The 21,087-nt window shown below is 49.6% G+C and carries 16 protein-coding genes and 1 tRNA gene; 13 read left to right on the top strand and 4 right to left on the bottom strand.

Annotated elements, in window-relative coordinates; all coding sequences use genetic code 11:
* Nucleotides 1-208 precede the first annotated feature (208 nt).
* The 6 genes from EYQ01_07135 (at nucleotide 209) to rhaD (ending at nucleotide 6,977) form a co-directional block, all read left to right on the top strand.
* Nucleotides 209-1,300 carry an acyl-CoA desaturase gene (locus EYQ01_07135; protein ID HIE65570.1) on the top strand — a complete coding sequence of 364 codons (1,092 nt, stop codon included), beginning with the start codon at nucleotides 209-211 and terminating at the stop codon, nucleotides 1,298-1,300.
* Nucleotides 1,297-1,599 (top strand): Dabb family protein, encoded by a 303-nt coding sequence (locus EYQ01_07130; GenBank protein ID HIE65569.1) that lies wholly within the window; start codon nucleotides 1,297-1,299, stop codon nucleotides 1,597-1,599. Before EYQ01_07135 ends, EYQ01_07130 begins: the two co-directional genes overlap by 4 nt.
* A 73-nt stretch (nucleotides 1,600-1,672) precedes the next feature.
* Nucleotides 1,673-1,984 (top strand): hypothetical protein, encoded by a 312-nt coding sequence (locus EYQ01_07125; GenBank protein ID HIE65568.1) that lies wholly within the window; start codon nucleotides 1,673-1,675, stop codon nucleotides 1,982-1,984.
* A gap of 53 nt (nucleotides 1,985-2,037) precedes the next feature.
* Nucleotides 2,038-2,532, top strand: a complete 495-nt coding sequence (locus EYQ01_07120; protein ID HIE65567.1) for an NlpC/P60 family protein — start codon at nucleotides 2,038-2,040, stop codon at nucleotides 2,530-2,532.
* A 372-nt stretch (nucleotides 2,533-2,904) separates the two neighbouring features.
* Entirely contained in the window at nucleotides 2,905-4,707 is a 1,803-nt protein-coding gene (locus tag EYQ01_07115; GenBank protein HIE65566.1) for a hypothetical protein, read from the top strand.
* 179 nt (nucleotides 4,708-4,886) lie between these two features.
* Nucleotides 4,887-6,977, top strand: coding sequence for a bifunctional rhamnulose-1-phosphate aldolase/short-chain dehydrogenase (gene rhaD / locus EYQ01_07110; protein ID HIE65565.1), 2,091 nt, complete (start codon nucleotides 4,887-4,889; stop codon nucleotides 6,975-6,977).
* Nucleotides 6,978-7,176: 199 nt separating this feature from the next.
* Here the strand turns inward: rhaD and EYQ01_07105 are convergent, their stop codons facing one another.
* The gene (locus tag EYQ01_07105) at nucleotides 7,177-8,472 is read right to left on the bottom strand and encodes a diguanylate cyclase (GenBank protein HIE65564.1); all 1,296 of its coding nucleotides are present in this window, start codon (nucleotides 8,470-8,472) and stop codon (nucleotides 7,177-7,179) included.
* Between the two features lie 175 nt (nucleotides 8,473-8,647).
* On the opposite strand from EYQ01_07105, the gene EYQ01_07100 reads away from it, so the two are divergent.
* The 6 genes from EYQ01_07100 to EYQ01_07075 all read left to right on the top strand — a co-directional run bounded on the left by EYQ01_07100 (nucleotide 8,648) and on the right by EYQ01_07075 (nucleotide 14,584).
* Nucleotides 8,648-9,076, top strand: a complete 429-nt coding sequence (locus EYQ01_07100; protein HIE65563.1) for a DUF4440 domain-containing protein — start codon at nucleotides 8,648-8,650, stop codon at nucleotides 9,074-9,076.
* A gap of 16 nt (nucleotides 9,077-9,092) precedes the next feature.
* Complete coding sequence (locus EYQ01_07095; protein HIE65562.1) at nucleotides 9,093-9,917, top strand: hypothetical protein; 825 nt, start codon at nucleotides 9,093-9,095, stop codon at nucleotides 9,915-9,917.
* A 15-nt stretch (nucleotides 9,918-9,932) separates the two neighbouring features.
* Entirely contained in the window at nucleotides 9,933-10,268 is a 336-nt protein-coding gene (locus EYQ01_07090) for a cupin domain-containing protein (GenBank protein HIE65561.1), read from the top strand.
* 94 nt (nucleotides 10,269-10,362) lie between these two features.
* Nucleotides 10,363-10,980 carry a precorrin-8X methylmutase gene (locus EYQ01_07085; GenBank protein HIE65560.1) on the top strand — a complete coding sequence of 206 codons (618 nt, stop codon included), beginning with the start codon at nucleotides 10,363-10,365 and terminating at the stop codon, nucleotides 10,978-10,980.
* A 128-nt stretch (nucleotides 10,981-11,108) separates the two neighbouring features.
* Entirely contained in the window at nucleotides 11,109-12,515 is a 1,407-nt protein-coding gene (locus tag EYQ01_07080) for an NADH ubiquinone oxidoreductase (protein ID HIE65559.1), read from the top strand.
* 155 nt (nucleotides 12,516-12,670) lie between these two features.
* Nucleotides 12,671-14,584, top strand: a complete 1,914-nt coding sequence (locus EYQ01_07075) for a hypothetical protein (GenBank protein HIE65558.1) — start codon at nucleotides 12,671-12,673, stop codon at nucleotides 14,582-14,584.
* Nucleotides 14,585-14,605: 21 nt separating this feature from the next.
* Here EYQ01_07075 and EYQ01_07070 read toward each other — a convergent pair whose 3' ends face one another.
* Nucleotides 14,606-17,803, bottom strand: a complete 3,198-nt coding sequence (locus EYQ01_07070) for a M28 family peptidase (protein HIE65557.1) — start codon at nucleotides 17,801-17,803, stop codon at nucleotides 14,606-14,608.
* A gap of 399 nt (nucleotides 17,804-18,202) precedes the next feature.
* On the opposite strand from EYQ01_07070, the gene EYQ01_07065 reads away from it, so the two are divergent.
* Nucleotides 18,203-19,552 carry a Do family serine endopeptidase gene (locus tag EYQ01_07065; GenBank protein ID HIE65556.1) on the top strand — a complete coding sequence of 450 codons (1,350 nt, stop codon included), beginning with the start codon at nucleotides 18,203-18,205 and terminating at the stop codon, nucleotides 19,550-19,552.
* Between the two features lie 71 nt (nucleotides 19,553-19,623).
* On the opposite strand, the gene EYQ01_07060 is transcribed toward EYQ01_07065, so the two are convergent.
* Together EYQ01_07060 and EYQ01_07055 are read right to left on the bottom strand one after the other, a co-directional pair.
* Complete coding sequence (locus EYQ01_07060) at nucleotides 19,624-20,823, bottom strand: hybrid sensor histidine kinase/response regulator (GenBank protein ID HIE65555.1); 1,200 nt, start codon at nucleotides 20,821-20,823, stop codon at nucleotides 19,624-19,626.
* A 173-nt stretch (nucleotides 20,824-20,996) separates the two neighbouring features.
* Nucleotides 20,997-21,072, bottom strand: a tRNA-Ala gene (locus EYQ01_07055).
* Nucleotides 21,073-21,087: the final 15 nt, after the last annotated feature.

The following is a 21,087-nucleotide window of genomic DNA, read 5'->3' as shown; positions in this document are numbered from 1 at the left end:
TGGGGGGGATTGAATCTTTCTCTTGATTAATACGCCTGAGACGATTATAATTTCAGATTCGTGTGCCTGTGACAGAGAAGTCTCAATTCAACCCACAAACCATATTGGCAACCCGCAAATATTTTGGCTTTTGAGACTTAAGATTGAATCTCCCCCGCAAACTGAGAATCATGCGGTGCGTTATGCGTATTCACTTCAAGGAGGATCGATGAGAACATCATCAAATCAAGCCGTGGCTGAGAACGAGCTACTCAATGCGATTCAATTCGCGTCGGAGGAAAGAATCGATTGGCTCAAAAGCGTCCCCTTTATTTTGGTTCACATCGTGTCCCTGGCAATTTTCTGGACCGGGATCACCTGGATAAACATTGGGGTATGCCTTGCCCTCTACTACATCCGGATGTTCTTCATTACCGCGGGCTACCATCGGTATTTCGCACACCGGAGTTATAAGCTCAATCGGGTCATGCAGTTTCTTATGGCCGTGGGCGGCTCTTCTGCCGGGCAGAAGGGGGTCTTCTGGTGGGCCTCCCATCATCGGCATCACCATCGTTTTTCAGATCAAATAGAGGATGTTCACTCACCCATTCGCGGATTTTGGTGGAGCCATCTCGGATGGATATTGTGCGAGCGTTATCACACGCCCCATTTGGATTTGATCAAGGACCTTACCAAGTTCCCTGAGCTCAGGTGGATCGACAAGTATTGGTATACATCGACGGTACTCCTGGCTGTAATTTGCTTTGCTCTGGGAGGTTGGTCTACACTCATCGTCGGTTACTTTCTCTCCACGGTACTCCTTTATCACGGGACCTTTCTCGTTAATTCCGCAACACATGTCTTTGGCCGGCGGCGCTTCATCACAGATGATACAAGCCGCAACTCTATGATTATCGCCCTCCTCACCTGTGGCGAGGGATGGCATAACAATCACCATCACTATCAGTCCACAGCCAACCAGGGCTTCTACTGGTGGGAAATTGATTTGAGCTATTATGTCCTTAAGATTATGTCCTGGCTCGGTCTGGCCAGCGACCTGCGCGTGCCCCCAAAGAATGTACTCGCAAATGATCTTCTCACCTCGGGTCAACCTGACATAGGAATGGACCGCGTCGCCAAGCTGATGGCTCTGATCCATCAGGACCGTAAACCGACTGCCCAGGGGTCCAAGGAAGAAACCTCGACCAACCCACCGCTGAACGGATCGGAAAGCCCTTCCACACTTACAGATGAAGAAATGATCCCCGTCACAAACAACGGATATAGGGAAGGCAGTGCCCTGGAGTGCGTGGAAAAATGATGAAGCACATTGTTTTCTGGAAATTAAAAGAAGAGGCTGAGGGTCATCGCAAAGATGAAAATGCCAAAAAGGTAAAAGAGAGACTAGAGGCCCTTAATGGCAGAATAGAAGGCCTCCTCCAATTAGAAGTTGGCATTGATCTCTCTGACTCTGAATATTCTTCAGACTTGGTCCTTTATTCTGAGTTCGGGAAACGGGAAGACCTGAAAGTCTATCAGAGCCACCCGGAACACCGAGCCCTCCTGCCCTTCCTTCAATCGATTTGTATTGAGCGAAGGGTTGTTGACTATGAAATTTAACCATCACATACCCGGTGGTCCTTCCCATCTGAATGGTTCCTTCACCCCATTTGACCCTCTATCCAGGATTTCATTGCGGACCTTGGGCCTACTTCTCCTCGCTCTCAGCCTTCTCCCGTTTACAGGATGTGCCCATCCTCCGATCAGGACAAATCTTGATTTTCTGATTCAGGGAGGCGAACTTAAACAGACTGCCTATGCAAAGGGTTCCGCCAATAACCTGATTTTCGGGGGGAAAGTCATTGACACAAAGTTCCTTTCTGTCGAAGGTGATGTCATCACTGAACGATGGCGCGTGAACCAAGGAAATATTGAGGCAAGTTATGTTGTAAAGCTGACCCCGCTTCCGGGAGGGGGCACACGCGTTCAAGTTACATCACCTTAAACATCGACTCAGCAACCATTGACAAACAACGGCCCCAGGGTATCATTAAGGGAATGCGGACCCTCTCACAAATAGCTTGGACCTCATTTCTCTTGATCGCGCTGACCGCTTGCGGTAGCGCACCCCGGGCAGCGGCTTTTCCTCAATGGACCTCAGACCACAGACCTCCCACAACACAAGCCCGGAAAAAGATCGTTCAAACAGCCCACACCCTGGTTGGAGTACCCTACCTTTTTGGCGGCGCAAGCCCAAAAGGCTTTGATTGCAGTGGTCTCATCAACTACGTTTTCCGCCAGGCAGCCAGCCTGGATCTCCCTCGAACAACACGTCAACTCATCCGTATCGGGGAAGCGGTTCGGAAAAATGAGCTTTCCCCGGGAGACCTCGTCTTTTTCAGAATTGGACAGAGGAGGTCCATTCATATCGGGATCTACATTGGGAACGGAGAGTTCATTCACGCGCCCAAGACCGGAGGAGAAGTTAATATTCAGCGACTCTCCACCCAATACTGGAAAACACGGTACCGCGGGGCCCGAAGCATCCTTTAGGAAGGCCCCGTCACAAATGATTATTCTGTCCCTGGCGGTACGAGCCATCCTCCCAAAATTTGACCCATTTCAGAGTTCCAGCACAAAAATCGCTTCCTGAAAAGAATCGATTTAAGCCTCAATATCAGACCATCATCCGATAAACCCAAGAATTTCTTGAACTCAAACACCTAAATAGGTTATAAAAGGCAACATAGAAAATAGCTCTTCAGGTTGCCAGGACAAGATTTCAGGGCAAGGCTTGAGGAACACAGAGCCGGAACGTATATCCCTACGTGAGGATTCAAGTACCGCAGGAGCACTGCCATTGAGTCTTAGAGAGGAGAGCTGGATGGTTGTGGGTTGTGACAAAAAATTTATGACGATGGGGGAATGATGGAAAATGAACTGGCAGCAAAGCTCGACCCGGATAAGGCCTCTGATGAATCCAGAAAATCAACGATTGAAAAACTGGTCTACACGGCAAACATCCCCGATCCTAAGATCTGGCCCCTCGTAATCTCAGCCATCCAGAAGGAACCGGTCAAATGGATCAGACAACTGGAAGTCCGCCTTCTCAATAAGTTTCCATTTAGTGCCGATATGGCTGACGCAATACTCTCGCTTTTATCTTGTCCTTTTAAAGACGTTCATCTCGAAGGGGCCATCTTATTACGAAGTTCCATCGTCAGGCTGGTCGCCGAAAAGAAAACAGAAGAACGGAAGGCCTTTGAAGAAAAGCTTCTGGACCCGATTATTTCACAATTAAACAACAAGGAAATCGTCGCAGAACCCCAAGTCTGGCTCGAACTCTACAAGACGCTTTCCAATTTCAGCCAGAGTGACCGCGTGACACAAACCATCATTGAAATAGCTTCGACCGGGGGGGAAGACAGTCTTTATAGCTTCTCGCAGTACGTCCAGGGGAAATACCCTCCGGAGGCACTCGAAGCCCTTCTCACCGGGTTTCCAAGCGTTAAATTGGACAGAACGACCGTTCATCTCTTGCGGACACTCCGCATGAACCTCCCAAAAGAGGGAGCGCCCAGCGGATTTCCAAGCACTGAGCCGATCATTCAAGCCCTTCTGGACGGGGCCAGAAATCGCAGCGAGAACATCCGGATAGAGGCTTCAAGTGCGCTTACCTCCCGCGCTAAGGCAGCAAGGAAACTGAAGACCCTCCTCCCGCTCGAAGATGAAGTCTGGGAGTGCATGTTCAAGCTTTACAGTGAAAGGCTTACCTCGGCAACCGCCATTGATAAAGACAGGGCAAGGGAGGCGCTCCAGGCGCTCCCGGCCAATGGAGAACGGCTTTCCCGCATGTTTGATCTCCTACACCAGACAGAAGACGAGCTTGAAAAACAAAATATCGTTGGTTTGCTCGGAACCTTTAAAGCAGACGAGACCCGTGATGAACTGATCAAGCTCCTCAAAACTAATTTTGCGGCGCTCCATCTTATAATGCAAAAAACAACCATTGACAGCATTTCCTCCTACATTCCTGATGAGGAGGTCGAGACAGAACTGGAAAAACTTCTGGAAGGTAAGGGACTTCATGCGGAAGTTCAGGCAAAGCTGGCAGACAAACTGTTTGCACAGATTCCCAGCCTGAAAGCACGTCTGAAGCGTTGGCTTGCTCTTAACGAGAAAACAAAACGTCCGATGTTAGAACGTTTTGATCTCCCCATCATGCACATCAAGGTTATTTCATCGGTACGCAAGCTGGTCGCTGATCCCGAGATTCAGGCACTCCTGAAGGCCCTCGAGCCCCTGTTGGTGATGAATGATGTCAAGCTCAAGCTTCATGAAACACTCAAGTCCATTCCAAAAACCGGGCCCGTCTCCAGGCCGGATCCTAAAATACTCCCCCTGGATCAAGTTTCAAAGGCCCTTATTACGCTCATTACTCCCCTTTCCAAGGCCAAGATCATTTTTTCAGGTTTTAGTCTTCCGGAAGAATTTGGAGGGACTGAGGAGCTGGAATTCGGCAACACCGAACAGACAAAGGCACAGGGGCTTGGGATCGCTGCGACAGAGATGGGAAAAGACTTCGTCCTGAAAACGATTGAAGACATTTTTTCAGAAGATCTCGAAACTCCGCTTCCCACAGATGCCCGCTTCCGTCTGGTCCAGGAAGAGGAAGGAGTTTTCACCGTGGCGGTATTGACACCCGAATCTGCATCAAGCCAGAGTTGAAGCAGACCGCTCCATCATCCTCCGCTTTAAGCCACGGAAAGATCTAAAAATACATCATGTTTGCAAACCCCGTCCTGGAAGGACGGGGTTCTTCAAATAAGCGACGAAAAGGCTCAGAAGCTTGAGCCTTTTTTATTAGTCATCAACACGCCCCTCCCCTCGTCCGAATCGGGAGAACAATGGGGGGGGGGAAGAAGAGGAGAGGGTCGATGAAAAGTTTATGGTCGGATCGGGAAACAAAAAAGATATCGGGGCTGGACCTTGTGGTTTACACCTCAAGATTGATCGGGGCCAATACAAACCTGGTCCTCTGGGGAGGCGGAAACTCGTCTGTAAAAGTTGAGGGCTTAGATCACAAAGGCTTACCAACATCTATCCTCTGGATTAAAGGAAGCGGATCTGACATGCGAACCATTTCCCCGGGAAACTTCACGCCCCTTCGTCTTGACGACCTCCTTCTCCTGAAGACACGAAAAGCGATGACCGACGAAGAGATGGTGGCCTACCAGTTAAAATCCGTCCTGGAACCCAAGGCTCCGAAGCCCTCTATTGAGACGCTGTTGCATGCCTTCCTTCCGGAAAAGCACATTTATCATACCCATGCAGACGCAATATGTGCCCTGACGGATACTACAAAGAGCCGAAAAATCGTCGAGGAGGTCTATGGGGAGAACGTCGCGGTCGTTGATTATACCCGTCCCGGGTTTCTCCTCTCAAAAAGGGTCTCTGATGCTTATCGCTTACACCCCGGCCTGCGCGCAATTATCCTCGACAAACATGGCTTGATCACTTGGGGGGAAACTGCAAAAGAAGCCTATGATCAGACCATCCGGATGGTTTCCGAGGCAGAGCAGTACGCGGCACGAAAGAAACGGGGAAAACAGGCCATGGGGCCTGTCCGGATCAAGCCCCTCGCGCGTAAAGAACGCCAGGCGCTTGCCGCCGCCCTTGTTCCGGTATTACGCGGCGAAGTCAGTCAGAACAAGCGGATGATCCTCCGATTTGATGATTCTCAAAAGGTGCTGAACTTTACCGGATCCGCAGAGGCCGGACGTTTGACGCAGATCGGTCCCTTTACCCCGGACCACCTTCTCCACACAAAACCCTGGCCGCTCTTCGTCAAAACCAAGGGCTCCCAGAATACCTCAGATGTCATTTCTGAGATCAGGAAGGCGTGTGAAGGCTACAGAGAACGCTCCGTCAAATACTTCAATCGTTATAAAACGGAAGGCGTCACAATGCTCGATCCGAACCCGCGCATCATCCTGATTCCAGGCATCGGGATGTTCACCACAGGAAAAGACCGACGCGCAGCAGGCATTACACGTGAGCTTTACCTCCACACGATGGGCGTGATTGAGGCCGCGGAGGCGATTGACGCTTACCGGTCGATCCCGGCACGGGAAATCTGTAACTTTGAGTATTGGCCAATGGAAAACTACAAACTGACCCTCCTCCCACCCGAGAAAGAGTTCTCCAGGAAAGTGGTCTTGATCACCGGCGGCGCAGGGGCAATCGGCCGCGCCATTGCTGAATCTTTTGTGGAAGCGGGTGCCTCCGTGATTGTGGCAGATATTCAGATGAAAAAAGCCGAGGCAGTTGTCGCAAAAATCAACACCCGGTCTGGAGGAGAACAGGCCGTCGCCCTTGAGATGGATGTGACCAATGAAAAGAGCGTCAAGGTTGGTTTCAAAACCGCCGCCCTGTATTTCGGAGGTCTTGATATCTTTATTTCCAACGCAGGCATTGCCCGGTGCGCGGCGGTAGACAAATTAACTCTGAGAGATTGGGACGCATCTCTTGCCGTCAATGCGACAGGCCACTTTCTAACATCAAAAATGGCGTTACAAATTATGAAGGCCCAAGGGCTTGGCGGTGCCATTGTTGTCGTCGCAACCAAGAACGTCCTGGCCCCTGGAAAGGATTTCGGTGCCTATTCTGCCTCCAAGGCAGCACAGGCACAGCTCGCCCGAATTATGGCCATTGAAAATGCTGAGGAAGGGATTCGCGTGAATATGGTGAATCCAGACGGGGTCTTTGAGGAATCGGGTCTTTGGTCTCAGGAGATCCGGGAAGAACGTGCCCGCGCCCACAAGGTCTCCCTCAAAGACCTGGAGGAGTTCTACGCTAGGCGCAATCTCCTGAAAACCCGAATAAGCGCCAAAGACGTCGCCCAATCGGTTCTCTTCTTCGCCTCTGACAGGGCCGCAAAAACAACAGGCGCCATCCTGCCGGTTGATGGGGGCGTAAAAGAGGCCTTTCCTCGCTAAGGAAGCTCTGATTAAGTCTGGGTTGAGTTTTTCAGGAGATAAAATGTTTCGATTCAAGGCGAAAATCGCAGAGGATGGTTCTCGCGAAGCCATAGCCCGCCTTTTTAAAGATTTGCAACGCAGAAGCGGGACATTTTTGCCCTAAAAAAACAATCCATGACTTATTCAGAGCTTCCCTAGTCCTGGAGATCGTCGGTCTTCAGGAGCACGTCCGGTTTCGACCCTCTGCTTTCGCCCTATAGAGGGCCTTGTCGGCACGTGAAATTAGTTCTTCCTGGGATGGAAGCGTTTTTTCATCAGGTTTGAGGACCCCGATCCCAATGCTGCAGATCAGGACGACTTTTTCCGGAAGAAGGCTGGAAGATGCAACGGCCTCCCGTAAACGTTCCGCCACGACCCGGGCTTCACGCCCGTCTGTGTTTGTCATCAGGATCAGAAATTCCTCTCCACCAAATCGGGTTAATGTGTCATAAGGTCGAATGACAGAATCAAAAAGATTTGCCAGGTCTTGCAGGACTTGATCGCCGGCGAGATGTCCAAATCGATCATTGACCGCTTTGAAATGGTCGATATCAATCATAAGAATAGACAAGGGACCATGAAGACGTGCGGCCTTTCCTAACTCCGAAAGAAAGGTCTCATTTAGATAACGGCGATTATAGGCACCCGTCAAGGGATCACGAATCGAGAGGTTTTTGATCTTTTCAAAAACTTGCTGCTTCTGGATGGCAATAACCGCCTGGGTTCCCAATACCGACATGCTTTCCAGAAGGGATGGACGAAAGTCCCGAACCTTGAAATCATCAACATAAAGGATGCCAACCGGTCCTCGTTCAGAAATCAAAGGAACGCCTATGAGCGACCGAATTCCTTCTGTCAGCATCACCGGATTGTTAAAGGTCGGATGCTCGGTGGTATCTGAGATCAAAACAAGTTCATGTCGTGACAGGATATACTCAGCCAAACCTCCGAGACGAACGGGATAAACCGCATTCTGGTAAAAACTTGAGGAAAAACCTTTCGCGCTTACAAGAAAAAGTTCTGCTTGCTCGTTATTGTAGATAGAAAGAGACCCGGCGGGCATTTTCGTCATCCGCATCGCACCTGTGACAATCGCATCGAAGACCTGATCAGAGGTTTCCGACTTGGAAAGCATCAGGCTGATTTCTGAAAGAATCTTCTGTTCACCCAATCGTCTTCGTATATTGACTTCCTGTTCTTCTAACTCCCGGATAACATCCCAGAGGAGAAACGTAACCTGTCCGCTGGCGATATCGAAAGATCTTTTCGGAAAATTGTCTAAGGCCTCTCTAACATGAGGATCCCCTGTCAGCTCAAAGACCAGGTCAACTTCTATCCTCTCCAGAACTTTTATTGGATCTTCAATAAAATAAGGGAGGCCGGCATCACGCGCAAGACAAATCCCTTCCGCTTCAGGATCCTGATCGATCACCCCCACGACCTCAACCCAGTTGGACTGAATGAGTCGGCGCAAGACATTCTTTCCCCCAACGCATGCACCAATAATAACAACTCCATATGTCAAGAATTCTATACCTGAAGCGGATCACATTGACCTCTCTCCTAAAGTAGGTTATAAAGGATGATTCCTTTCGAAGGGAAGTACATCAAAGGGAATATTAAGAAAGACTTAAAGTAGGAGGCTTAATTTGGAGAATACCATCGAGGCCGTGCGTCTGGCCAATGATGCCTTTTATCAGGCTTTTGAGAATCTCGACATTCAGGAGATGGAAGGGCTTTGGTCGAAAAAAGATTATATAAAATGTGTCCACCCGGGCTGGGAAGCGCGTCTTGGCTGGAAAGAGGTTCGGGACAGCTGGGTTGTCATCTTTAATCATACCTATGGGATAAAATTTGAGGTCGATGTCCTCGATATTACCATTCATGGAGAGTGGGGTTGGGCTCTTTGTGTCGAACGGATCTCGACACAAAACGAGGGAAAGTGGGTTAAAGGCAAGGTGATTGGAACCAACCTTTTTGAACGTCAAGATGGGCAGTGGCTCCTCATCCACCATCATGGGTCCCCGCAGCTTATGTTCGAAGAAAAAAATCTAGAGGACTCCCCAAATGGGCACTAGGAGTATGTCGTAGCCTATGGGCCGGATACAGGAAATTGCTTTCTTGGTCTTTGGGCAACTTGCCGTCGGAGGTATCTTCTGGATGTCTCTCCCCTCATTGGAGACGGTCGGGCTCGGGTTCTTTAGAACCAATGGAATCGTCTTTCTCTTGTGCGTCCTTCTCGGCCTGTCCCTTTTCCCAATCCCTTTGTCCGAATGGGGCATGGCGATGTTCCAGTTGAATTGGACCGGGATGATTTTCCTGTTCTTCTCTCTTTTTGTCCTCACTCTTTTTGTCTACAATCTCCGTCTATGGTTTCGCAATCCTCATCACAGCCGAATACTTCTCTTGTCAGCCTCTCTTCTTGGGGCCCTTGCGATCCTGGCCAGTGTCGGGTATTATCTTCCCCAATCATCCGGCCTGGTCCGCGTACTTTCCCTGTCGGCCCAATTTCTGTCCTCCAGCCTCCTGATGGGTGCGGGTGTGCTGGGGATGCTGTTAGGCCATAGCTATCTCACCCGGCCTTCTCTTTCGATTGTCCCGCTCCGAAACCTTGCAAAGCTGTTCATGGTCTTTGTATTTCTAGAGGCGGGACTTACCCTGATCAGTCTCATGATTCTGGTCCCTCCACAGCGCTTAAAAAATGCCCTCCTGATGAATACGATTGAAGGGCTTTATCTCTGGATTCGACTTTTGATTGGAATCGGGGGGCCGGTTATTTTAGCACCGATGATCCTCGAGACGGTCAAGGAAAGGGCAACAATGTCTGCCACAGGTTTACTGTATGTGGCAATGATGATGGTCATTATTGGAGCCATCTTCTCCCGGTTTTTCTTATTGGTCGATGCGACTTTTGTATAATGGAGGCGGTACTGGATGCAAGTACGTGATATAGAGAAGATGAAGGCCTTCTCAGCGGAAAAGATGAAAAAGGTCAAGATGTTTGACTCTGAGCGTATGTTTTGTGATCTGTACTGCTTTGAACCGGGTCAATCACAGAAGACACACCTCCACGAGGGAGAGGACAAGATTTATTACGTTCTGGAAGGAGAGGGTCTCTTCCGTATCGGAGATGAAGAGGTCTGCGTTCGGGAGGGATCGGCAACGATGGCAGAGGCAGGAGTCCTGCATGGCGTGGTCAATCAGGCAACAAACCGTCTGGTCGTCCTGGTCTTCATGGCCCCGAAACCGACACACGCAAAAAACCGATAAGACCAAGCCCTTCAGATAGAGGATCCTCCTGGCAATGAAAAGTTCATCCTAAGCGGGTTCCTTATTGCCGTCCGGTAGAGAAAAGGAGCTAACAATGCCAAATCAACCCGAATCGTATCAAAATGAGAGCCTACGGATCATTGAAAAAGAAATGGGTCCTCATTCCTTCAGCCCGGACCAGCTTGAGGTTGTGAAAGGTGTCATCGCTGCAACAGGCGATTTTGAGTATGCTAAATCAATGACCTTTCATCCAATCGCAGTGGAGGCCGGAATGGCGGCGATCCGCGCCGGCGCCGACATCGTAACCGACATCCAGATGGTTGCGGTTGGGATACCAAAGAGCATACTGGAAAAAACCGGCGGAAGTGTCTGGTGTTTGACCACAGATAACGATGTCGTCAATGAAGCGAGAGAACTCCAACTTCCACGTGAGATCGTTGCGATGAGAAAGGCCACAGAGGAATGCGAAGGCGCCATCTATGTGATCGGAAGTTCGCCGGGAGCACTTTCAGAACTCATCCGACTGGTTCAGGACGGATTGGCCAAACCCTCACTCATCGTGGGCGTTCCGGTCGGGTTTCATTCCGCATCTGAATCGAAGGAAGAACTCCTTAGCATTGCAAAACCATCTATTACCTGTCGTGGCCGTAAGGGAGGCAGCCTTGTGGCCGTGGCGATTATCGAAGCCCTTTTATCATTAACAGTTCATTGAGTATGGATAGCCCTTCCCCCCATTCCTCGATTTTAGAACTCATGAAAATAACGATAAATAAAACAATATTGCCTTTCTGATTCGGTTTCGATATAATCTGGCCAGAACTGGATGGAGAAATTCTCATCATGACAGACCGGAAAACCCTGGATGCACAAAGAATCCTGCTCCAGCATGAAGGACCCATTGAAACATTAGAGGATTATCTCGCGATCGGAGGGTTCCAGGCACTCAAAAAGGCCGTTTCAATGACCCCGATGCAAATCATTAATGAAATTAAAAAATCATTTCTGAGAGGCCGGGGCGGCGCGGGATTTCCTGCAGGGATCAAATGGGAGGGAGTGCATCGGAACAACGACACCATATTGGGACGTGCCCCTCTGAAATATCTTGTGTGTAACTGTTCTGAGGGGGAACCCGGGACCTACAAAGACCGCTACCTCATCCAGAAAAATCCTTACACCCTCATCGAAGGGATGATCATCGCTTCCTACGCAATCGGAACCGTCGATGCGATGATCTGCATCAAGGAAATCTTCAAGAAGGAAATTGCCATTCTGGAGCGGGCCATTCAGGAATGTATTACCGCCGGATACGTGGGTGAAAATGCGATGGGTTCAGGGCATTACCTCCCACTCAAACTGACATTTGGTCCGGATTCCTACCTTTTGGGGGAAGATCGAGCACAGTTGGAAGTAATTGAGGGAAAACCGCCATGGCCCCGCGCCAAGGGAATCATTCCGGTCTACGTCGGTCTTTACGGCCAACCGACGGTTGTAAATAATGTTGAAACCCTCGCCACAGTTCCCCACATCATCGGCAAAGGGGCGGATTGGTTTAAATCGATCGGCACCGCCGATACCCCGGGGACCATGATTTTCACGCTCACAGGCGATATCAATAACCCCGGCATGTATGAGCTGCCGATGGGAACCCCCTTGCGGACATTGATTGATGTTTACGGTGGCGGACCCAAGATGGGGCGGCGCGTGAAGGTGGTCTTTTCCGGCCCCACAAATTCTGTCATCCCGGCAAGTAAGCTCGACACGCCTCTCGATTTCGGGTCGATGAGAAAAATACCCTCCGGCCTTGGATCGGGTGGCTTTATCGTTTACGACAATACGGCTTGCGTCCTCAAGGCAGGCCTGGATTTTGCGAAGTTTCTTGCGATTGAGTCTTGCGGCCAATGCTCCTCATGCAAGACCGGAACAGGCAGGATCGTCCGCGGCCTTGAGTTATTGGAAGAAGGCCGCGCGACGGAAGAGTCCGTCCTGGCCATCCTGGAAGACTGTGAACATATTAAAGGATCAGGACATTGCTATCTCTGTACTGAACCGGGGCTTGAAATCGGGAGCATCTTGCACCATTTTCCTGATGATGTCATTGAACATCTCGAATACGGATGCTTAAAAGACCGACATCCTACTATGCCGAAGATCAAGAGTTTTGATGAGGAAACAAATACCTTTACTTTTGATGAAGGCTACTTCGATCGGTGTCTCACCGAAGGCAAGCTGGTCAATTACCCCGGTTAAGCCTTCATCCGCGTCAAGAATATCCAGAGTAACCATTCGGCTTCCAAAAGAGTTCGCCCTGAGTCCATCATACCCGCTCAGCCACCAAGATGACTTGACACCCTTCCCCTCCAATCGGTATGATCCTGTTCTACCTGTAAAAGTAAAGGCTTACCATGATTTGGCATCAAGGGTTTCGCGTTTTTTCTCTGCGATTTTTTTTGGTACTTTTTATCCTCTCTCTTCCACTTTTCCTTGGTCTGAGTCTTGCCTCTGAGCCAGATCCTTCCTTGCAGGAAAATACCGCGCCCAGCCTGCAGACCGATATTTATTTCGGGACAGAAGGCGTTGTTTCGGGTCCGCCCGCACCGACATTGTCTTATCCAGACAACTACGGAGGCGGGGGACAAATCAACAGCCGTTCCGTCCTCTGGATTTTCATCCAGCAACACTTCTTCCTGGGAAGTTTTATCCTCGGGGTTCCCATGATCGCCTGGATGCTCGAGTTCTTTGGCCTTTTTCGGAAAAAAGGAACGGACCCCGCTGAAAAACACGATCGGCTCGGACAGGATATCATGCGGACCTGCCTCCCTTTTTATCCCCTGACGGTTCTTACGGGGTTCGCCCTGCTTGGTGTATTTTTCTTTTTGTATTCAGGGTTTTCTCACTATATGACCTCAGTCTTCAAACCGGTGATCTCTCTTTATGTCGTCGTTTTCTTTCTCGAGACCCCTTTTCTCTACGCCTACACTTTGACATGGAATCGATGGAGGCGGGGCCGTCTTAAGTGGCTCCATTTCGGCCTTGGCGGCCTGACCTGTCTCAATGGACTGGCGATTATTTACCTTGCAAATGCCTTGATGGCTTTTATGATGTCGCCGGCGGGAATCAGTGCAAAGGGAGCTTACCTGGGAAATATCTGGAATGCGGTCAATACCCCACTCTGGAATCCACTCAATGTCCACCGGATTCTTGCCAGTGTTATGTTCAGCGGGGCCGTCCTCGCAGCTTATGCAGCTTATCAGATGCTCACCACACGTGACCCGGAGAAAAAGGCCCATTATGACTGGATGGGCCACATCATGATCATGATCTCCATCACCAACCTCTTTATTCTCCCGATCGCCGGCTACTGGTTCGCAAAGGCTATTTTTATCTATCGTCAACGGATGGGCATGACCTTGATGGGCGGAAAGCTCAGTTTGCTTTTTGTGATGCAGGCCACGCTGATCGGACTGATCTTCATGGCGGTGACCTACTACCTCTGGCAGGGGACCAGCCGGATGCAGGGATCGGAACGGTACAGGCATCTTGCGAAGTACATGATGGTTGTTTTTCTCATCGCCTTCCTAATCTGGACGACACCGCATACCATTCCCGCCAGCCAGGGAGAGATCCAGGCCATGGGAGGCGCACAGCATCCTGTTGTCGGATATTATGGAACGATGGCGGCCAAAAATGCGGCCATCAATACGATGATCTTAAGCTTCGGCCTCTGTTTCATCATCTTCAAACGCTGCAACAAGCAGATGACCATTGCCTGGTCAAGGTGGGGAAACGCGGCGATGATCGCACTGTTTGCGATTGCGGAAGGCTTCATCATCTATTACGGAATTTATGGATTTTTCGTTCCGGCCAACGTCCGGGTTAAGATGGCCCTTCCGCAATTTGCTGTCACCATGGGTGCATTGGTCATCGGGGCGATCTTAAACAGGGCAATGCTCAGAAAATCAAAATCCATCGGTCCGATTCGATGGGGAAAACTCCCCCTTGGCGGGACTATTTCCCTTTTCTCCCTGGCCTTCTTTATTACGACAACGATGGTGCTGATGGGCTACATCCGCTCTTCGGTTAGACTTGATTGGCATGTCACTGAAATTTTAAAAAACACCACCCCCTGGGCGGGAACACCGACCCTGACCTATGCCATTGGGATGGTGATGTTCAACGTCTTTCTCTTTTGGGTCATCACCTTCTTCATCTTCCGGTCCGGGAGAACGCGCAGTATCTTTTCCTTCCCCATACAGGCAGAGGGCGTGACCACAAACACAGAGACAAAGAATCTTCCTTCCGAGTTCATCCCCAAATAGCTTGTAACAATTCAGCAGCCTTCAGTCAAAAATCCACCAATTCCATGATTTCGATTTCGGCTCGCTCTCCGCAAACAGGTTCGAAGTGAGCGGGACGGGACGGGCTGCCAGATCTTCCACGACGCCCTTGGCCACTTTAACCGCCTTGACCAGACCTGCCGGATCAATCTTGTCCGCCGTATCTGAAGGACGATGAAAATCAGAGGTCACCCCGCTCGATATCTGAACGGCCGGAATTCCGACGTCCAGAAAACTCTTTTGATCGCTTGAACCAAATTTGTCTGAATTCGTCGCGACCGGCACCCCGGCCTTAAAACCCGCTTCTCTGAACAGGCGGGTCCACTCCCGCGCCGAGCCAGTGCCATAAACGATCAGATCTTTCTCTCCCAATCGGCCCACCATATCAATATTCACCATCCCGATGATTTTATCGGCCTTAAATGGCTCTGGATAGGCTGCATAATACTTTGATCCAAGCCGTTCCACCTCTCCAGCGGAAAAAGCGACAAAAATCACCGGGCGCTCAAGCGGGGCTCCTAAGGCCAGGACCCGGGCGAGTTCTAAGAGAACGGCAATGCCGCTTGCGTTATCATCGGCACCCGGATGGATCTTTCCCTCATTTCCTTCATAGCCCTCCAGCCAACCCAGTCCGAGATGGTCATAGTGGGCACCGACAATGATCCCCTGATCAGACCACTCCAACCGGGACCCGGGAATATAACCGATCACATTCTTCAGGGGAACTTTCCTCCCCAATCTTCCCCCGTCTTCTCTCCATACCTGGATATAGCTCGAAGCAATATCACCGGCCGGTTTCAGCCCCGCCTTCCGGAAGGCCTTAGCAATAAAATCTGAGACCAGATCCAACTCCGGCGTAGCAAAGCCTCGCCCTTTCAGGACGCGGTCGGTCATAAAACCGATCTCTTTCATCATTCGAGTACTTGAAACAACAGGGGGCAATACAGCCAAAGCATGTCGGGGAGCAAGTTCTCCTCGAGACCCACGCCTCGCTTTTCCGCCATCCGTCTGTTTGATCCTCACCGAGATCGGGGAGCGCTTCACCGGCCATTTCCCTTTCACAACATTGATCGGGTCCTTCCCCTTAAAAGCAAGATAACCATATTGTCCATAATGTTGAAGTTTTCTTCCCAGGCTGCCGAGGGATGCCGGATTATCCACGGCCATCCAGGCCAGGGCAAGATTTTTATTCCCTGGATGGCGTGCCGCAAGAACAAGGCTATGACCTCTGCGGGGAACCTGAACCCGGCCAATTCGGGCCATGGCACTCGTCATCACAAAATTGTATCTCCTCAATTGAGCCAGGGCCTTGTGCTGGAACCTGTTTTCCCAGCCAAAGAGCCAGACCGCACGGTCATCCGGCAGCGCATCTACCTCATCGTCCCATTTTATCTCGAGCGCTCCCTGATGGGACATTTTCCATTTCTGCGCCAATCTTTGGTATCCGCGGCGGACCCTGTCGCGAGCCGTTGAAGGCAGGAGAATCACAACGGACTTCGCACCAAACATCTGGGAAATAGAGGGTGGTGCCTCTTCAGGGTCCAAGCGCCGAAAGAGATCATATTCCGGATCAAGATCAAGGCGCAGAGGTCTTTCGGGAATCTGAATGGACAGATCAAGCGTCTTGTTCTTCATTAAAATTGTTGTCTGGTAGGCTTCTTTCCGGCCTTCTAGCGTCACGGCAAGGGGAAGTTCCAGTCGATAAGGCAGCCTTTTTTGCTTCTGCCTGATTATCGCGGTCAGGAGGTAGCCTTCTTCATTTTTCGTGGCTTTCGCACGGCTGACTTGTAAGCGGGGTGCACCGGGACGGGTCACCCACTGCTCAAATTCAAAATCAAGATCCAGACCGGACGCACGACTGAAAGCGTGTTTAAGATCGGTGAATGAGGCTCGCCTGAACTTGTTTTCATGAAAAAATTCCCGCAAGGCCTCGATGAAAACCTCGCCGCCGACTTTGAGCCTCAACATGTGAAAAAAAGACATGGTCTTCCCATATCCGATCGCTTGGGAGACCGTATCGTAGCGCTCCTGAAACTCCGTGAGCGGAAAGTCCTTTCCTTCTTCCACATAATCGGTATATTTCTGCAGCGCCGCATGCCGTGATGCCTTTCCTCCCCCATGCTGCTCCTGTACCAGATAATCGGCCAGATAGGTCGTCAGCCCCTCGCTCCAGTTACCGGTCTCCCTGTCAACATAAACACCATTTCCCCACCAATTGTGCAAAATTTCATGAGGGTAGGAAGAGTGTAGAATAAATGGGAAACGGATGATCTTTGAACCCAGGAGCGTGAAGGAGGGCATTCCATAGCCTGTTTCCCAAAAATTCTCAACCAGGGCAAACTTCGGATAGGGATAGGGACCGAGCAATTTCTCATACATTTCGAGGTATTGCTCCGTCACCTCCAGATATCTCTGTGCCAAATCAGAGTCCGGGGTTCTGAGAAATACCATGGCGATGACCTTCCCCGCCTGCCGCAGATATTCACTCCACTCTCCAGCAACAAGGTAGATTTCCTCCTGAGGCTCAGGCGATACCCAGCGGACACGGACAAGGTTCTCCTCGCTGGAATATGCTTCCCGCCCTCCCTGGCTTACCGCATTCCATCCTTTCGGAAGTGTAAGATTGAGGGAGAATGTGACCAGGTCCGCGTAAAACCAGGGATACCAAAAGGTTTCACCGGAGAGAAAGACCCCTTCTTTTGATATTATTCCGGGGGTTCCGGCTGACCCGGCGGAACTCTCTTCGTCTTCCAACATCAGGGGATGGTTGATCACACCTTCATACGTCATAACGAATTGACGCAATCCGATCGGAAGTTTCACCGTATAGTGTTCAAGGCGAATACCAGCACCACCGCCCCCGCCACTCAGGCCAAAACCCAAGGGTTTAGGATCTTCCTTTTCATAGATGATCTTTACGCCAGCGGTCTGAGATGTAGGCTGTAAACCCCTGTGAAGGAGAAAATGAAAATTCCCTTCCGGATCAGGGAGAATGGATCTTGGGAGGGTAATCGTGTCTTCAACCTGAAGATAATGTGTTTCGGGATTCATCATGACATTTATTTCATGATGAATGGGCTGCTGCGCCTGGAGCGTCCCCGGTAAAAAAGTAAGAAGTGCGATGATAGCAGACCAGAAAATAAAATATTTGAAGAACCCCGCCTCAAAAGGACGGGGATTGCGCTCGCTGTACGTGTTCATCGAGGACCTCCTGAATTCACGGGACAAGAACCCCTACCCTTCCCTGGATAGGGAGGAAGGCATGCTCAGGATCACGGTATTCTCATTCAATTATACTGTAATGATACTGTATATTTCGAAAGATGCCCCGGAGTCAAACTGAATCAGGCCATATAATGATTTTTTCGAACATTAATGGATATAATCGTGGTCTCATTCTTTTCCAACACACATCATCTGACCTGACGCTCAGAATAAACTTGAGGAAGATCCAGTTCATACGACTCTTTACAAGTTTCCACCCAAAACTGGATGGATAGAGGGCTTGTAATCGCTTATTTTTTGGGATAGAATGTGGTAAAGACTCGTTAATTATTGAGTTCATCTCAACTGAAAGGAGCTGTCATGTTTAGAAGGGCAATGATCATTGTTTGGGTTGCACTTTGGTTGCCGGGGGTTGCACTCGGGGCAGGGTCATCCAACGACCTGGAAAAAGGTGTTCAACTCCTGGAACTGTTCCAGTCAACCTTTATTAATATTTCAGAGAGGGTGAAACCCTCCGTCGTCAACATCTCCCCTTCCGGCACGGTGACATCCACTCCCAGCAAACCACGCAATTCCCCACGGGAGGCCCCGCCAGGCTCTGGATCAGGGGTCATTATTGATAAAGCAGGCTATATCGTCACCAACAATCATGTGGTCGGTGATGCGAAAGAAGTAGAGGTCCGCCTCTCTGATAAATCGACGTTTAAGGGGACAGTGGTCGGAAAAGACAAAGATACAGATCTCGCCTTGATCAAGATTGATGCCGGAAAAGATTTACCCTTCGTCGCCTTGGGTGATTCCAGCAAGATCAAAGTTGGCCAATGGGTGATTGCAGTGGGAAACCCCTTTGGCTTGGATCGTACCGTCACTGTAGGCGTCATCAGCGCTTTGGGGAGAGAAAATGTCAACCTTTCCCGCTATGAAGACTTTATACAGACAGACGCCTCCATCAATCCCGGCAATTCGGGGGGGCCCCTCTTTGATATCCGAGGAGAAGTGATCGGAATCAATACTGCAATCATCAACTTCGCACAAGGCATTGGGTTTGCCATCCCATCCAACATGGTCAAATCAATCACAGCGCAACTCAAAACGTCGGGAAGGGTAACTCGGGGCTGGCTCGGGGTCGGAATACAACCCTTGACACCTGAGTTGGCAAAAAATTTCGGTGTTAAAGAGGGAGTTGGGGTCCTGATTAATGAGGTTTTTGAAGGAGACCCTGCCCACAGGGGGGGGATCAGACCCGGAGATATCATTCTTGAGGTCAATGGGGAGAAGGTAGACACGCCCAGCACCTTGGCTCGTGTGATCGCCGGTTTCATCCCCGGAGAAAAAACTCGTATTCTGGTTTTACGTGACGGGAAGGAAACAATAAAGTTCATCGAGTTAAAGGAAAGAAAAGATGACGCCGTCACAGCCTCTATCCCCAAAACACCCGAAGCCTTTATGGGCCTGAATATTGAGGACCTTACTCCCGAGTCCGCGAAAAAATTTAAAATCAAAGGAAAGAAGGGCGCCATTATCATGAAGGTGGAACCCGGAAGCACAGCTGAAGCAGAAGGCCTGAGAGAAGGAGACCTCATAAAGGAAGTGAATCGCAGAACAATAAATACTGCAGAAGACTTCAGCAAAGCGATGAAAAACATAAAGAAAGGCGAGGCGGTCTTGTTGCGTGTCTCACGTGAAAATCGTGCCTTCTTTATCGTTCTGAAACCTCAGGGCTAGTCATTTCCACCCTGATTATCGTCTCTGAAACGAAAAAGCCCTTCCGAAATCCGGAAGGGCTTTTTCTAGATTTACTGGTTTTGTGGAGGAGGACTCTCACCTCTTCTTCGGTTATAACTTGTCGGATCAAGAGGAACGAGGACCGATACTTTTGTCCCTTTTCCGAGCTCCGATTGCACATCAATAAGCCCTCGATGTTCTTCAATAATATGCAGACACATCATAAGACCCAACCCAGACCCCTCATTTCTTTTTGTTGTAAAAAAAGGCTTGAATAGTTTACCGATGTTTTCTTCTGATATTCCAATCCCTGTATCCTCAACGATAATATTGACTCGATTTTGATCCACTTCATCCTTGCCTAGAGAGGTAGAAATCAGGATATGACCTTGTTCCGTCCCTTGAATAGAATTCAACATGATGTTCAAGAACACCTGTCTCAACTTCCCATGATCTGCAACACAGGCGGGAAGATCTGGAGACAGGTTCCGTTGGATCTTAAGTCCCTTTTTTTTCGCTTCGTTGTCAAGGAGGGTAATTGTCTCTTCGATGAGCAGGTTGATATCGATTCGACGTAGATCGAGCGTTTCCTCTTCCGGATTTTTTGAATAGTGAAGGAGACGGCTGATCAGTTGTTGTATCCGTTGAGTTTCACCGAGTGCGACATTATAAAATTTGACCCAGAATTCACTGTCTTTTTTTGCTTCGTCATATTTTTCAGGAATCATCTGTAAAAAAGTTTTAATCGCCACCAAAGGATTATTAATCTCATGCGCCATCCCGGCCGCAAGGGTCCCAATGGCCGTTAAGCGATGGGTCCGAGCGATCTTATTAAGCGTCTCCATCTTTTCTGCATAAAGAAGATCACGTTCTTTCATCAAATAATATCGCTCTATCCCTTGAATCAGGGTCTGAGTGAGTTCATCCACATTATAAGGCTTTGCAATATATCGATAAATCTCTCCCTCATTCATTGTCTTTCTTACCCGTTCCATATCCTTGTAGGCCGTGATGAGCATTCGAACAGTATCAGGATGTTTTTCTGCGATCCGTTGAAGCAATTCAACCCCGTTCATATCAGGCATCTCTTGATCGCTTATAATCAAGGCAAGATCAGGATGGTCATTAATGAACTGCAAGGCCTCCGCACTCGTATTCGCCGTATAGACGGTAAACTCTTCCTTAAAGAGGTCTTTGAACGCAATGAGCGCCGAGGCTTCAGCATCAACAAACAGGATTGGATAATCTTTATATTGAAATATTTCCTGCATCGCATTTTCCTTCAACGGAATTGAACTTCACCAGCCTAAATATTAAGTGCGTTTTTTAACTTTCGTAACTGGGACGAGCTAGACATGTTTGACGGGAAGAGATTTTTTGTCACAATTCAGTCACAATCAGCGATCGTGTTAGAGGGATGAAGGGTCTAATATCTTGATTTATTTGGTGGAGCTGGGGAGGATCGAACTCCCGACCTCCTGATTGCGAACCAGGCGCTCTCCCAGCTGAGCTACAGCCCCATTGGATCAGGAAGA

The sequence above is a fragment of the Candidatus Manganitrophaceae bacterium genome (assembly GCA_012960925.1).
Classification (GTDB): domain Bacteria; phylum Nitrospirota; class Nitrospiria; order SBBL01; family JAADHI01; genus DUAG01.
The sequence above is the reverse complement of the archived record's forward strand: the minus strand, read 5'-3'. Positions and strand labels throughout refer to the sequence as shown.